This is a genomic window from Paenibacillus macquariensis (assembly GCF_900156375.1).
Taxonomy (GTDB): Bacteria; Bacillota; Bacilli; order Paenibacillales; family Paenibacillaceae; genus Paenibacillus_AQ; species Paenibacillus_AQ macquariensis.
This window is the reverse complement of record NZ_FTNK01000013.1, coordinates 94,423-110,285: the sequence shown is the minus strand read 5'-3', so window position 1 is coordinate 110,285 and position 15,863 is coordinate 94,423. Positions and strand designations below refer to the sequence as shown.

The 15,863-nt window shown below is 40.2% G+C and carries 11 protein-coding genes and 1 riboswitch; of the genes, 6 read left to right on the top strand and 5 right to left on the bottom strand.

Annotated features, from left to right (window positions below; all coding sequences use genetic code 11):
- The first annotated feature begins 17 nt into the window (after nt 1–17).
- Nucleotides 18–563 (top strand): hypothetical protein, encoded by a 546-nt coding sequence (locus tag BW961_RS20610; protein WP_068591424.1) that lies wholly within the window; start codon nt 18–20, stop codon nt 561–563.
- Between the two features lie 98 nt (nt 564–661).
- Here the strand turns inward: BW961_RS20610 and BW961_RS20605 are convergent, their stop codons facing one another.
- Nucleotides 662–1,273, bottom strand: a complete 612-nt coding sequence (locus BW961_RS20605) for a DedA family protein (RefSeq protein WP_068591425.1) — start codon at nt 1,271–1,273, stop codon at nt 662–664.
- 196 nt (nt 1,274–1,469) lie between these two features.
- On the opposite strand from BW961_RS20605, the gene BW961_RS20600 reads away from it, so the two are divergent.
- Nucleotides 1,470–3,416: an ATP-dependent DNA helicase gene (locus BW961_RS20600; protein WP_068591427.1), complete on the top strand. Its 1,947-nt coding sequence runs from the start codon at nt 1,470–1,472 to the stop codon at nt 3,414–3,416.
- 145 nt (nt 3,417–3,561) lie between these two features.
- On the opposite strand, the gene BW961_RS20595 is transcribed toward BW961_RS20600, so the two are convergent.
- Nucleotides 3,562–4,803, bottom strand: coding sequence for a serpin family protein (locus BW961_RS20595; RefSeq protein WP_068591428.1), 1,242 nt, complete (start codon nt 4,801–4,803; stop codon nt 3,562–3,564).
- Between the two features lie 183 nt (nt 4,804–4,986).
- On the opposite strand from BW961_RS20595, the gene BW961_RS20590 reads away from it, so the two are divergent.
- The gene (locus BW961_RS20590) at nt 4,987–7,620 is read left to right on the top strand and encodes a PAS domain S-box protein (RefSeq protein ID WP_169810353.1); all 2,634 of its coding nucleotides are present in this window, start codon (nt 4,987–4,989) and stop codon (nt 7,618–7,620) included.
- A gap of 95 nt (nt 7,621–7,715) precedes the next feature.
- Here BW961_RS20590 and BW961_RS20585 read toward each other — a convergent pair whose 3' ends face one another.
- The 3 genes from BW961_RS20585 to BW961_RS20575 all read right to left on the bottom strand — a co-directional run bounded on the left by BW961_RS20585 (nt 7,716) and on the right by BW961_RS20575 (nt 10,452).
- The gene (locus BW961_RS20585; RefSeq protein WP_068591432.1) at nt 7,716–8,423 is read right to left on the bottom strand and encodes a DUF3600 domain-containing protein; all 708 of its coding nucleotides are present in this window, start codon (nt 8,421–8,423) and stop codon (nt 7,716–7,718) included.
- On the bottom strand, nt 8,413–8,973 hold the full coding sequence (locus BW961_RS20580) for a sigma-70 family RNA polymerase sigma factor (RefSeq protein ID WP_068591433.1): 561 nt from the start codon (nt 8,971–8,973) through the stop codon (nt 8,413–8,415). The genes BW961_RS20585 and BW961_RS20580 overlap by 11 nt, the downstream gene beginning before the upstream one ends.
- 195 nt (nt 8,974–9,168) lie before the next feature.
- A complete protein-coding gene (locus BW961_RS20575; protein ID WP_068591435.1) occupies nt 9,169–10,452 on the bottom strand; it encodes an MFS transporter in 1,284 nt (427 codons plus the stop codon).
- Between the two features lie 204 nt (nt 10,453–10,656).
- A riboswitch (cobalamin riboswitch) is annotated at nt 10,657–10,851 on the top strand.
- A 152-nt stretch (nt 10,852–11,003) separates the two neighbouring features.
- Between BW961_RS20575 and metE the strand changes: the two genes are divergently transcribed.
- From metE to speD, 3 genes are all read left to right on the top strand, one after another.
- The gene (gene metE / locus BW961_RS20570) at nt 11,004–13,289 is read left to right on the top strand and encodes a 5-methyltetrahydropteroyltriglutamate--homocysteine S-methyltransferase (RefSeq protein ID WP_068591437.1); all 2,286 of its coding nucleotides are present in this window, start codon (nt 11,004–11,006) and stop codon (nt 13,287–13,289) included.
- A 159-nt stretch (nt 13,290–13,448) separates the two neighbouring features.
- Nucleotides 13,449–14,312 carry a VanW family protein gene (locus tag BW961_RS20565; protein WP_068591439.1) on the top strand — a complete coding sequence of 288 codons (864 nt, stop codon included), beginning with the start codon at nt 13,449–13,451 and terminating at the stop codon, nt 14,310–14,312.
- Nucleotides 14,313–14,741: 429 nt separating this feature from the next.
- Nucleotides 14,742–15,557 carry an adenosylmethionine decarboxylase gene (speD, locus tag BW961_RS20560; RefSeq protein WP_068591442.1) on the top strand — a complete coding sequence of 272 codons (816 nt, stop codon included), beginning with the start codon at nt 14,742–14,744 and terminating at the stop codon, nt 15,555–15,557.
- Nucleotides 15,558–15,863 lie beyond the last annotated feature (306 nt).

The following is a 15,863-nucleotide window of genomic DNA, read 5'->3' as shown; positions in this document are numbered from 1 at the left end:
TATAAGGGGACTAAGCTATGAATTGGATCATGTTCATGATTATAGGGTGTGAAATTGCCTTTTGGGTATTCATCTTGCTTGGGTTAACAAGTAGATATATCTTGAAGTTGGAGAAGTTAGGAATGCTATTATTAGCATGCACACCGGTTATTGATCTCATCTTATTAATTGTTACAGGTGTTGATTTATATAAAGGAGCGATAGCGACTACGGCCCATGCACTGGCAGCGGTCTATATTGGTGTGTCTATTGGTTTTGGTAAAAGCATGATTGCTTGGGTAGATACACGATTTAAATATTACGTCACAAAACAAGTTGTCGCGCCTATAAAATTATCAGGTATGGAGCATGCAAGGCATTATTCAAAAGGATTTGTTAGGCACTTGGTAGCCTATGGAATAGGATGTGGTCTTCTTGTAGGTGTTATTTACATTGTAAATGACACATCACGAACAGAGGCACTAATGAATATGATGAAGATTTGGAGTGTCATCCTAGGTGTAGATCTGATGATTACAGCTAGTTACTTCATGTGGCCACGTCAGGAGAAACGCAAAGCTTAGGCCTTTCACTATGTAAAGTAAATACGCTACTTAGCCGAATATAAGCTGGGTAGCGTACTATTGTTAGAGCATTAATAGGGTTTGTTTATGTTATAAGATTACGCTTTTTTTCTACTTCTTCGAATCCAAAAATACAACGCTGTCACGATACCAAGGGCGATGATTACATAAGCGACATTGGAATACACATCCATATATTCGACGACGTTCTCCCAATTGTCTCCGACTGCGGCACCCACCATTACAAGAGCGATATTCCATATTACACTGCCAGCTATTGTGAAAAGTAGGAATAGCCAGAACTTCATTTTAGCCATGCCTGCTGGGATTGAAATAAGACTGCGAATCAGAGGGATCATCCGGCAAAAGAACACCGTCCAATAACCGTAGCGCTCGAACCAAGCGTCTGCTTTACGAATGTCTTCTTTCTTTATACGGAGATATCGTCCCCATCGATCTATGATAGCTTCTAATCTATCCACGTTAAGCAGATGACCAACACCATATAGAATAATGGCACCAATCGTAGAACCAAGTGTTGCCACCGCAATAACGCCTGTGACCGTCAGATCAGAATGGGTTGTCATAAACCCCCCGAAGGTAAGAATGACTTCAGATGGAATCGGAGGAAATACATTCTCCAAGGCAATCAGTAGAAAAATTCCCCAATATCCGAATTGTTCCATAAAACTTGTAATCCAATTTTCCATGTTGAAAGATCCTCCAAGTAAGTGCTAGCTGATAGCTAGTTTTCAATAGTATAACTGAAATATTCATAATCTAACAATTGGGTGTAATTAAAGGGGTTAATTGCTTTTATTTTCATCCTATGGCATAATGAAACGTTAGCTCATGTTTAAATATTGGGCTTTTTTGCAATATAACTTCATGGAGGTAAACAATATAGTGGACCGTTATCCTTTTGAGCATGATCCTACCAAGCCTTTTATTTCGCAAGTTGGCGATTGGGTAGCAGATGTATTCTATGAACTATTACCAGAAGCGGGCTTTGAAGTCCGTGATGAACAGATATATATGGCGTTCCAATTGGAACGTGCTTTTGCAGATAAGAAAGCGATCTTTGCTGAGGCAGGGGTTGGAACAGGCAAGACGTTGGTCTATTTGTTGTATGCCATTTGTTATGCTAGGTATACTCGTAAACCGGCTATCATCGCTTGTGCGGACGAGTCATTGATTGAGCAGTTAGTGAAGCCAGAAGGGGATATTGCCAAGTTGGCTCAGCACCTTAGCTTAGCGATTGACGCACGGTTGGGCAAATCTCCAGATCAGTATGTATGTCTAGTGAAGTTGGATGAAGCTAGATTTAAGGACGAGCAGGGGGCACAGTGGGAAGACTTGTACGAGAATCTACCTGAATTTGTTCATAGTCCTCAACCGATGCAGACGTTTTATGCATACGGCGATCGTAAGAACTATCCTCATCTAAATGATGAACAATGGCACAAGATTAACTGGGATTCCTTCCAGGATTGCTTCACATGTGACAGACGACACCGTTGTGGACAGACACTTTCCAGAGAATATTATCGTCATTCGTCGGACCTCGTAATATGCTCACACGATTACTATATGGAGCATGTATGGACATTTGAGGGAAGAAAGCGTGAGGGACAACTTCCGCTCTTGCCTGATCATTGTGCGGTTGTATTTGATGAAGGACACTTGCTAGAGTCGGCTGCGATGAAAGCACTTGGATATAAAATGAAGCATGTCATATTCGAAGAGTTGATTTTACGCTTGCTACAAGGGGAAGTGCGTGAAGCGCTTGCCGTGCTTATTGATGAAGCGATTGATCAATCTGAAATCATGTTTCATTTGTTAGAGAAGCACAGTGAGAGTATCCCGGGATCTGATCGGAAGCAGATTCATCTGAATGACACGCTTCTACAGGCAGTTCACCATTTCCGCAGTATCTTAACGGCTATCGAGGAAGAGCTTGTATTTGAAAGTGAACTATACACGTTAGATGATTATCAACTGCGAATTGTGGAAGAACATATTGAGATGATGCAGAAAGCATTGGGTCTTTTTGAGAATTCTGAAGCTTTGATATGTTGGGTGACGGATAGCGAAGATGGATTAACCTTATCGATTATGCCGAAGGCGGTTAAAGAAGTGTTGCAAGAACGTGTATTCAATACGAATATGCCAATTGTTTTCTCTTCCGCAACGCTTTCTGTTGATGGATCATTCCATTATGTAGCAGATAGTCTAGGACTGGACAATTACTTATCCTTCTCCGTGAATTCGCCGTATGATTATCCTAATCAGATGCAAGCTTTTGCGCCCAAATTAACGCAGGGGACTTTTGCTGAGAAGTTGGAGATTGCGGGGCAATTGTTGGAACGTACGAATGGAAGGGCACTAATCCTCTTCCGTACGCATGAAGAGTTACAACAGTTCAAACAGCAGATTACGCTAGATCCAAGATGCGCAGATATGCCGTTTTATTATGAAGGTGATCAGGAGATTAGTTATCTGATCTCGGCTTTTCAGAGGAATGAAGCAAGCGTGCTATGTGCGGTGAGTCTGTGGGAAGGACTGGATGTACCTGGTCCATCCTTATCGAACGTGATTATATGGTCGCTCCCATTCCCTCCGAACGATCCAGTGTTTATGGCGAAGCGCAATGCCTCTGCCTCTCCGTTTGAAGAAGTGGATCTACCTCATATGCTCTTACGCCTAAGACAAGGTATGGGACGTCTGATTCGATCCCGTGGGGATCAAGGAATCATTGCTATTCTTTGTGAAGAATTACAGCAGAAGGATTCTGTGCGAGAGCATGTCCTATCCGTGATGCCAGAAGGCGTTACCCTACAAGAGACGTTATAGAGATAGATATACAGTAAAAAACCTTAATTCATCAGAAATGATGGGTTAAGGTTTTTTTTGCTATATAGGCTGTTGGGAATTTGAATTATGGGAAGTAGCTAATATTAATTAAAATGCGTGATAACACCAGGGGCATTAGAAAGCCTTAAGGTTCGGTAATCGTACCTAGAAACAGCCAAACCTTAGTCTGTGTATCTTCAATCGCAAAGAAGAAGGGACGATCTATGGTCATATCAATAGGGGGTGATGGAGTACCGGCTGCTGGTACTAACACGGCTGTTACAGCTGCGGCTTCTGTTCCCTTCTCATTGACTTCAAGAAAAGTTTTATGCAGTACTTCACTGATATACAATGGTTCCGTGGACATTTGTGAGAAATCTGCTTTACGTGGATCGAAGGCATCGCTCATTCCAAGAGTCTGGAGTGCTTGGTTTAGTGTCTTCGCATAGTCCGCTGTGAACCGCGGTAGGCTTATATGGACATGCTTAGATTCAAATGACTTGTGCAAAGGAGAAGAATCTTTAGCAAGTTGTTGGACAAATGTATCTATGGTTGATTGTTTACGCGGAAGGATAATGAGCATAGACATGCGACCATCACCATACGGAAGGTGGATAGCTTGCCAATCTGCCGTTTCTTCGTAAGGAAAGTCGTGAGTCTGTTGCATCATTTGTACGTTCTGTATGGAACCATCTCCCATTGTGAAGGGACGCGCCTCAGTAAAATCCTCTGAGAAGGGATGTTCCCAGGTTCCCTTGAAATAGATAGCGTTAATAAGAATGGATAAGGTATCTATGCTTAAAGGCTCGCTTAGTATGCTAGTGATTTTATCCTGTGTGTTCTTCTTCACCCAATCATTGATGTTATCCAGCGTACGGGAACTACTCAAGTTGTCTTCAGCATTAATCTCTGCTTTGTAGCTGTTCTCTCCTGTATTGAGGAAGGAAGGTCTGATCTCGATACCTTCTTGATACCAGATGGAGTTGGCAATACTTAACTCGACTCCCTCATCGGAATGTTCAAGTAGCTTTCTTTGCTGCTCATTCGCCCGATTTAATTTCTCTAACGTCGTTCCACCCCAACCAAGCGCCTTAGCCATTTGTGTGGCTGTATCGCTAGAAGCCCCATTGTAAGCCAGGGATAATGCGGTTGAAATGCTGTAAGGGGAGATGATCACATTCTTTGTCTTATCGCTTTTTATAAATTCCTGAAGAAGCTGGATACCTAATGTATTCTCGGATTGAATGACTTGTTTATCGATAAGCTGTGCTTCTGCTTGTCTATCCTCGTAGGATAGCGATACCGTTGTATTCTTGTATGCTCCTGAGCAAGCAGAGAGTAAGGTTAGTAGGAGTAAGCCGCTTAGAACACGCATTTTTAATATCATGGCAGGAGAACCCTCCTTATAATAATTCCATATAGATCTCAATAATAGGAACGTATTTTAGAGATGAAATGTTGCATAATTGTGGAAATAATACGAGTGAAACTGATGTGAAATATATCGCTTTTTATCGGAAATATGATTATTATATGTATGATCTAATAAAAGTGAATGGAGGGTCCGGTTTTGCAAAGTAAACATTCGGAACAACATTCTTTATATGAGCGTGTGTTTGCCAGTGCTCCAACAGGGATAGCAGTGGTCACAGAAGATGGGAAATGGGTTAATGTAAATCCTACATGGTGTCAATTATTTGGATATTCCATAGAAGAATTAATGAAGCTTAAATTAAAGGATATTACATTTCCAGAGGACTGGAATTTAGAGCAGAAAGAACTACAACAAGTATTTGGGGGGCAATCTTCGTCTTGTTCATTGGAAAGACGTTATCTTCATAAGGATGGAACGATCATATGGGCCTCCGTTCATATTTCAGCATTAAAGGATGAATCAACGGGAGAAATTCTTTATTTTATAATACATATCATTGATATTTCTTGCGAAAAAGAGGCAGAAGAACAACTTCTGTATACCAAGAAATTATTTCAACTTGTGTCTCAGAATACGCAGGATATTATTTATTGTTGTGAACCGGATGGACACTGCTTATATTGTTCACCGTCTATTCAGGGGCTATTAGGATATTCTCCAGAAGAAATGCTGCATAAGAATGCAATAGATTTAATATATCCTGACGATTTGCAAGCATTGAAACAAAAGAACGTCCTCGAAAACGGTCTTCGGCAATTTAGAGTTCGTCATCGTAATGGAAAATATCTGTGGTTCGAAGGTTCATTTAATGCTAGTCCGAACGAAGACGGGGTTATGAATATTATGGCGGTCGGTCGCGATATAACGCAGCGCAAGAGAAGCGAGCACATTATTGCGGAATCACAGCGGATCGCCTTAATGGGGAGTTGGGAATGGGATATTGAGCATCATCAATTGATATTCTCGGAACAAATGCTGGAGGTATATCATTGGGATGCAAAGGAAGTTGGACAACAATCATTAGATATACTTGACCTTGTACATGGGGATGAGCAGCAAAGGTTTAAAGAGAGCATTGCGAAGGTGCTACATGAAGGAAGCGAACTTTGTTTCGAATTCCAGTATATCCAAGCAGATGGAATAGTTCGTTACTTACATCTTCGTGGGGTTCTTGCATTGGATGAGAATGGGAATACTACCCGTATGAATGGAACGGTCCAAGATATAACAGATAGAAAAATGGTTGAGTTGAAGCTTCAAGAGATGCTGGAACGGTACACCTCACTTAAGAAATATAACTATGATGCCGTGATTTCACTTGATTTGGAAGGGAATATCATGAATTCCAATGCTAGGGCTCAAGAACTTACGGGTTATTGTGTCAATGAAATGGCAGGTTTGTCTATATCCAACATTATAGGAATCCAGCATGTACAGAGTATTTTTGCGTATTCGATGAATGACGTGATCATTGAGAATAATATTGAGAGTATCTTCCATAAAAGTGGTCATCGTGTGGATGTATTGGTAACGATCGTTCCTATTATTATTAATGAAGAGAATGTCGGTTTCTATATCCTGATCAAGGACATTACAGAACAGAAGAAGTTATTGATCGCGAAGGAAACAGCAGAGAGTATGAACAAAGCCAAAAGTGAGTTTCTAACGATCATGAGTCATGAGATACGTACACCGATGAATGGCGTGATTGGTATGGCAGAGCTATTGTTGGAGACGACACAACTTGATGCGCAACAGAAGGAGTATTTGGAGATTATTCGTAAGAGTGGCGATGGTCTTCTAGGCATTATTAATGATATCTTGGACCTTTCCAAAATTGAGTCAGGGAAGGTTATTTTACAGGAGAAAGATGTGGATGTGAGAAGTTGTATAGCCGATATACTAGATGTACTATCACCTACTGCTGGAGAGAAGAAGCTTAATATGAGTTACTGGGTGAATCCGAACGTGCCAGCGTCATTCATTGGGGATACTGATCGTTTGAAGCAGGTGTTGATGAACCTCATCGGTAATGCTGTAAAGTTTACATTCTCAGGAGATATCACGATTAACGTAGATCTAATATCGCGGAACTACAATGATACAGAACTTAAATTTGTCATTAAAGATACGGGGATAGGTATCCCTCAAGATAAAGTGAAGCAACTATTTGAGCCGTTTAGCCAAGTGGATCATTTCATGACACGCAATTATGAAGGAACCGGACTTGGTCTTGCCATTAGTAAAAAAATAGTGGAGTTAATGGGTGGGACGATTTCTCTGGAAGATTTGGATGAAGTCGGTGCAACCTTTGTATTTACGATTCATCTAAAAAACAGTCATGTGAACGTTGAAGCTACGGATACCAGATTAATATATATTGATCATAAGGAGTCTGAACCCTCTCTGAGGATTTTAATAGCCGAAGACAATGAAATCAATCAACTGGTATTGCAGAAAATGCTTGAGAAACAAGGGCATACCACTCAAATAGTGAGTAATGGACATGAAGTCATTCAACAATTGGCATATGAACGTTATGACATTATATTCATGGATGTACAAATGCCAGAGATGAATGGATTTGAGGCAACGGCAATTATTAGAGAGAAGATATCACCTGAATTGTGTCCTATTATTATAGCTGTCACTGCAAATGCCTTGAAGGGCGATCGTGAGAAGTGTTTGGATGCTAGAATGGATAATTATATTAGCAAGCCAATTAAGACCGTAGTATTAAGAGAAGTTATCGCGGAATACTTCAGATGAACAGTTGAGGTACGTATCTAGACTACAATAGAATGGAAGTAGAAGAAGGCTTGGCTGCATTTGTGTAGCCAGGCCTTCTATTTATGGAGCTGATCTCACCATGTCATTACAATGCCCAACTTATCAAAGTAAGGATTTAACTGTAGTTGAAGTACCTTAATAGCTGCCTCATCCCGTACTTGGGAGTTCTGGACTTGATTCAGATATTCAATCACAATGCCTTCGTAGTCCTCCAATTCATCTTCACTGAAAGTACTCTGGGCTTTATCAAGGGTGCTTGCCCAAAAGTCGGTAACAACGATGTTTGTACCTGATTTTTTTGTATCATTTAATTTGGTGAAGAATGGCTCGAGTGCCTCGGTCAACGCCGTATATTTCCCTTGTTCCTCAGTATTCATTTGTTCAGGATGAAGTACCCCTTCAGAATCTGAGAATTTCAGGTTGTATTCCCCTAATTCTTTCAACAAAGGCATAAAGGTCGCGAATTCTTCCTTGCTTAATATCTGTTTGGCTTGTTGAAGTTTGACTTCTAACTTATCATACTTTTGCTGTGTGCCCCCAATGTGAGTAAGATTTTCTTGCGAACCGTAGATCGAGTCAGCCAGATAATTATATGCAGCATAGGCTCCTGTAGGAATGAGTAGAGCAGTAGCTAGAATACAGGGTAGTAACCATTTCTTCATTCGTCTTCCCCCTTGTTTAGCGGTTACTTGATCCATTATTCTTGTTTTTAGATCAGGTGGAGGTAATAAATCTGTCGTTTCTTCTTTGAAGGCTGATCGTAATTGTTCTTCAAGATTCATGAAGGTTCTCCACCTTTCCTGTGATGAGAATATTGTTTTTCTGTTTGTGACGTAGTTTCTGTAAGGCTGCATGAATACGAGATTTCACGGTTCCAAGAGGAATTCGTAAGATGTTAGCCACCTCTTCTTGCGAATATTCGCTTAAATAATGTAAAATCACGACTTGCTTCAACTTGTAGGGGAGATGTTCAACATTCATTAGTAGCGAATGATTCGACAATTTATCCACGACTTCATGAGTGAAATCATAGGCCATGCCTTGTTCATATCCTTCGGCTTTTTTAGTTGTCCGGAGATGCGTCCATCTCTTTCTTCGATAAGCATGAATTTGCCGAATGACGAGACCCATTAACCAAGGACGAAAGGGTCTGCTTACGTCAAATTGAGGAAGGGACCTATGAACTTGAATGTAAATCTCCTGAGCGATATCATCTACATCAAATGGATCTCCAATGAGGAAATGAACGGTCTTGTAAACATCCTGAATGGTTATTTCGTATAACTCACTGTAGGCTTCACGGCTGCCGGCTAGGGTGAGTGCAATGAGGATTGTTCATCCGCCATTCCCCCTTTGGTCATACACTATATATTGGCGATGTGGAGTTATATCGTTCGATTTATTTGTGTTCGGCAAGCGTGAACGAGTTGTTTGAGGAATAATGGGTACTTGGATTGAATGAAAGGTAAAAGTAAAGGGCGTCTCTCAGTCATATATGGCTAAGAGATGCCCCTTTAATTTGGGAAATTAGTCGGTAAGTAATGTGTCGGTGTTTGGTTGTAGACGTGGCTTCCTAAACATTGTGTAATAAAGGGCGGCGGCACTGACATATAACACACCTGTGATGCTGAAAGTGACGGCATATCCCCAATAATAACCGTAAGTCGTAACAAAGTAGGATTGAATAGGTCCCATGAATGCCCATCCGAGCATAAATGCAGTCTGGGTAATGGAATTGGCTATGCCTCGGCTAGAATCAGATACACGATCAATCAAGACGGAAGACTGGATAGGATTGGCTGCATTCATCAATGCTTGTCTGAATAAGAAGCTCACAGCTGCAATTGCAAATAGATTCGTAAAACCAGTTATAAGAAGGAATGGAAGGGAGAGTAATTGAAAACACACCACGGCCTTCACAGAACCAACTTTTGCAGCTAAAGATGGACCGATTAACATAGATACAATCGTCATAATCTGTCCAAGTGAGATAAGTAAACCCACGGCACTAAGGGATACAGTGAACCGGTTGGTGAAATACAAATTCAAGTAAGGAATAACAAGTCCAGAACCAATACCGATAATAAGCTGGACGAGTGCAAACTGACCTATCATTGTATAATCTGATTTCAAGTTCCTAGAAACAGTTTTTAATGGTTGATCTATTGTTGTGGCAAGGTTCTCTTTGGATTTAACTTTTCGTGTAGCTTCAATGATGAATAGTAATGGAATGAATGCTGCAAAAGTAGCTACGCCACCTACAGCCAGAACGATTTGCAGACTAGAAATACGGCTCATACCGAATGTTTGGAAGAGGTCGGCTAACATGCCGCCACCCATACTACCTAGTACTTGTGATGCAAGGACGAGAGAAGAATAATAACTGAAAATACGTAGTCTCTGCTTCATAGGAATACTCTCAGCAAGGAATGGAATAGCCAACACTTGAAAGATGGAAGCGAATAAGCCAGAGACGACAGCAAGTGATAATAGGCTGAACTCCGAATCGAAGAAGGATCGACCGATAAAAGCTAATCCACTAAACATAGCTCCAATGATGAGTAGTTTCTTGCGGCTCGTCCGATCTCCAAGAAGGCCAACAGGAATGAACATGAGAGCTGTAGCTAATGACTGAATACCTACAACTTTTCCAGTCATGGCATCTTCATAACCAAGGTCTTGGATGTAGAGATTATATAAGACGGAGAACATTCCGCCTCCGATCTGAAATAATACATTTGCTAGAAAGAACAATTTAATATTGAGGGAAAGATCATTCCATCCCTTTTTGACTTGATGTAAATAGCGCATGATGTATTCTTATCCTCCTAATATGTACTACCAACTATACTATTTTAGCAGTTTTTGAGTGGACTAGGGAGTGATCTTGTATAAGTTATTTGTATTTGATATCGTATTTAATATCAACTATAATCATAGGATAACTAGTATTTGTAAATAAGTTGTTGCATAAATATACATAAAGATGTATTATATGCACAGGAAGAAAACAGAATAACATTGTGCAAATAAGGTGCTTTAGTTGAACTAACTTTAGCTTAAAAGGGAAGTCCGGTGTAATACCGGCGCGGTCCCGCCACTGTAACAGAGGAGTCGCTGCTTAGTAACCACTGATCGTAGGGATCGGGAAGGAGAGCAGATGGATTACGATTCTGGAGCCAGGAGACCTGCCTATTTTGTCAACACTGATGTACCTACGGGAGATAGGGAGGTGTTAAAGATTGCGACTAGAGTAAGTATATCCTAGGGCATCTTTATCCTTTTTATAAAAGGGTGAAGATGCCCTTTTTGGATATTTTTTTGAATATATATAGTTAAATATGAGGAGGCGTAATGTACACATGTTAAAGAGTAGTAATCTAGGGTACCCACGTATTGGGGCTAATAGAGAATGGAAGAAGACACTTGAGGCGTACTGGGCAGGTAAGTTGGATGAATCGCAATTGATTAGTCAACTGGAGGACATTCGTTTAGATCATTTGAAGCTTCAACTAGCTAAAGGAATTGAACTTATTCCTGTGAATGATTTCTCGTTCTACGATCATATATTAGATACCTCAGCGATGTTCGGACTTGTACCAGAACGCTTTTCGTATGATGGTGGTGTAGTTCCGTTCTCTACTTATTATGCGATGGCAAGAGGAGACAAAGGTGCCGCTGCATGCGAGATGACGAAGTGGTTTAATACTAATTATCATTATATTGTGCCAGAGTTAAATGGGGCTGCCCCAACGTTAACTGAGAACCGTCCTCTTAAAGCTTATCAAGAAGCGAAAGAAAAGTTAGGGATTGAAGGTAAACCGGTATTGGTTGGATTGTACACGTTCTTGAAACTTTCCAAAGGATATGAGCCGGACCAAATAGATGATAAGATCGAACAATTCTTACCAATCTACACGCAAATTGTACAAGAGCTTGCACAAGCAGGTGTTCAATGGGTCCAAATCGATGAGCCTATTCTAGTAACATCTACTACGAAAGTAGATCTAGAGAGAATTCGTCGTATTTATACCGCTTTGAATGAAGCTGCGCCAGCGTTGAATATTATGTTACAGACGTATTTTGAAGCAGTCGACCATTATGAAGAGATTATCTCACTTCCAGTTCAGGGATTTGGACTTGATCTTGTTCATGGATTAGAACAGAATTTACAGTCGATTAAGAGATTCGGATTCCCAGAAGGCAAAACACTTGGTGCAGGTCTGATTGACGGTCGTAACATTTGGCGTTCAAGTCTAGAATCTCCACTTCAATTACTTAAAGAGCTATCTGAATTTGTACCTAATGATCGAATTGTGGTGCAACCATCTTGTAGCTTACTGCATGTTCCGGTTAGTACGAAACCAGAGACAGCATTAGATCCTGTGTTAAAAGAAGCTTTGGCTTATGCGGATGAGAAGTTAGATGAAATTGTTCTTCTTGTGGCAACTTCTAATGGATATGAGGGTGTAGATGAGAAATTAAATAATAGCAGAAAAGCAGTTGAAGCGTTGAATGCTTCACAATCAAGAAATCGGGTTGAAGTTCGAGAAGCTGCGGCGAATAGGAATTCACAGCCATCGACAAGAAAGAATGTATTTGCTAAGCGTCAGATTAGTCAGCAAGAGAAATGGCAGCTTCCATTCCTACCGACAACGACGATCGGAAGTTTCCCGCAGTCACCAGAGATCAGAAAAGCTCGTCAAAGCTTCCGCAAGGGAGATTGGAATAGCGAGCAATACGAGACTTTCATTGAAGATCAGATTCAAATCTGGATCAAACTTCAAGAAGAGATTGGTATTGATGTACTCGTTCATGGTGAATTCGAAAGAACGGATATGGTTGAGTTCTTCGGAGAGAAATTGAATGGGTTTGCCTTTACGCTAAATGGCTGGGTGCAATCTTATGGTTCACGCTGCGTGAAACCGCCAGTGATCTACGGCGATGTAGAATTCATTGCTCCAATGACTGTGAAAGAAAGTGTGTACGCTCAGTCTCTTACAGACAAACCGGTCAAAGGGATGTTGACGGGTCCACTAACGATATTGAACTGGTCTTTTGTACGTGATGATCTTCCTCGTAATGAAGTAGCCTTCCAGATTGCATTAGCATTAAGGGAGGAAGTTGAGGCGCTAGAGAAGGCTGGCATTGAAATGATTCAAGTGGATGAGCCTGCACTTCGAGAAGGATTGCCGCTGAAGAAAGACAAGTGGGATAGCTATCTAGAAGATTCCATTCTTGCTTTCCGTCTATCTACATCTACTGTAAAAGACACAACGCAAATTCATACACATATGTGTTATTGTGAGTTCCACGAAATGATTGATGCGATACGTGCATTAGATGCTGATGTTATTTCCATCGAAACATCACGTAGTCATGGAGAACTTATTCATACTTTTGAAGAATCCACATATGAGCTAGGTATTGGCTTAGGTGTGTATGACATTCATAGTCCAAGAGTTCCAGCTGTAGAGGAAATGGTGTCGATGATTGATAGAGCGCTACAAGTATTAGATCCATCATTATTCTGGATTAACCCAGATTGTGGATTGAAGACTCGTGGAATAGAAGAGACGGTTGCATCTCTGAAACATATGGTGCAAGCGACTGAAATCGCAAGAGAAGCAAGAAGTGTAGCGAACTAAATAAATTATAAATAATATGAATGGGCTTCCCTGCTAGATAGGGGAGTCTTTTTTTAATGCTGTTGAGGGGTCTTTTAATTATTAATTAGAAACACCCACAAATGAGATTATATAAGGTAAAATATATCCAAATATAAAGATAGTATGTTTATAAGAAGTATGGGATGTTCACAATCCAAGGAGGAGATATCGGTGAAGCCTAAGAAAAGGTCGCGACTGAGACTATTTGTAGGGAAGCATTATTTTGTCACTCGAAGATATATAAAGTGGATCTTGGGTAAAGAAAGATACGCTAAGAAGATATCTCTAGATCCATTTGGGCATACTGTAAGTTCGCATAACACACCATTGTTAAGAGAGCTTAAGAATGTAGATATGTGGATGCAGCATAATAAAGTGATCAACATGAAGATTGCGCTTAAGAAACTGAATGGTATTGTTCTTCAACCTGGAGAGACATTTTCTTATTGGAAACTAATTGGGAAACCTACGAAGCGTAAGGGTTATCAGGAGGGGATGGTTCTATTTTATGGCGATTTCAAAGCAGGCGTAGGCGGTGGATTATGTCAGTGTTCAAACCTCATTTATTGGATTACGTTACATACCTCGCTCACGATAACGGAGAGACATCGTCATAGTTATGACGTGTTTCCTGATGCAAGACGTACACAGCCTTTTGGAAGTGGAGCAACGTGTGCATATAACTATCTAGATCTTCAGATTCGTAATGATACTGAAGTTCCATATCAGTTATGCCTTTACATGGACGCTAACGATTTAGTTGGGGAATGGAGAGCGATGAATCCGGAGTCCTATACATATGAAGTATACGAACGAGACCATCGGATTACGCTTGAGCCATGGGGCGGATATATAAGGCATAATATCATTCATCGTAATAAGTATAATGCTCAACATGAACTGATCGATGATCAGTTCGTCACAGAGAACCATGCGATTATGATGTATCAACCCTTCTTAAAGGAACCAGAGCATGATATTGAAATGGAGAAGAATGCTTAAGATTCAACCTAAATTTTAGCATTACGGTTCTTTGGACGTGAGAGACCGAGATGCTCACGCCTAATTTCATTTGACGATTGTTTTGGCTCATAATGATATCCTCCTTTTGGTTCGACAGTAGTTACTTTCTAAGCGGCAGAGCATAGATTGTTCATATGACGTATCAAGTACAAAAGCCAGAGATAATCCTAATGAAAGGGGATATCTCCGGCTATCCGGTAGAACTAGAATATATGTATATACATCAACATAAATTCAAATCATAATTTCATTTCTCTGAAGGGAACAAGTCTTCTCTATGGTGATGTGTTTATTTTGACTATAATGGGTAAAGACAGTTAAGCAGCAAGTTTTATTACCAGTTCACTTCGAATACAAAAAACTATGTTAGAGTTCGAATGTTGGAACAACGAGAGGAAGAATTGACGTATGAAGATCACACCAGAACAAACGATTAAATTGCATGGCTTCAATAACCTGACGAAATCCCTAAGTTTCAATATGTATGATATTTGTTATACCAGAACGAAAGAAGAACGCGAAGCTTATCTAGAATATATTGATGAACAATATAATGCAGATCGTTTAACTACTATTCTACAGACCGTATCTAACATCATTGGTGCACACGTACTCAACATTGCGAAACAGGATTATTTCCCGCAAGGAGCGAGTGTAACTATGCTGGTGTCAGAAGGACCCGTAGAAACAGCGCCAACAAGTTCGTTTCAGGAGTCACCAGGACCATTACCAGAGACGGTGCTGATGCATTTGGACAAAAGCCATATTACGGTTCATACCTATCCTGAGTACCATCCTGATGAGGGTATTAGTACATTTCGAGCAGATATTGACGTATCTACGTGCGGGGAAATTTCTCCTCTTAAAGCACTCAATTATCTCATTCACTCGTTCGATACGGACATTATGACGATAGATTACCGAGTTCGAGGTTTCACACGAGACATTAGCGGACACAAGTTATTCATTGATCACGATATTAACTCCATTCAGAATTACATCCCAGAAGAAGTGCAAGAGCAATATGATATGATCGATGTTAACGTATATCAAGAGAACATATTTCATACCAAGTGTAAGCTTAAAGCATTTGATCTAGATAACTATCTCTTTGGATACACCAAAGTAACGCTAGATGCAGGGGAACAAGAGAAGATTACGAAGAGGATAACGGAAGAAATGGATGAAATCTATTACGGAAAGAATATGAAACGTGGGACTTGATCAATGATTAAAGTCCTGGCGTATGATTAGGAAATAGAAATAGGCAATGATGGTGAATTCACCATCATTGCCTATTTTTATTATTTTCGTAAGAAAAACACGACTTTAGATCACATTCACCACATAAAATGTAAATGATTGTATGCTGATTAATAGCAAAAATAAGTATATTTTCAGAAAGTTTTGAAAATAACGCTTTCAATGGTTGCTATTTTTAACTTTATTTACTATCATTTATAATTAATTAGACTAAAAAGGGAGTTAATGGTAAATATGTTTAATCATACTTAGATTCAAATTAGAGAA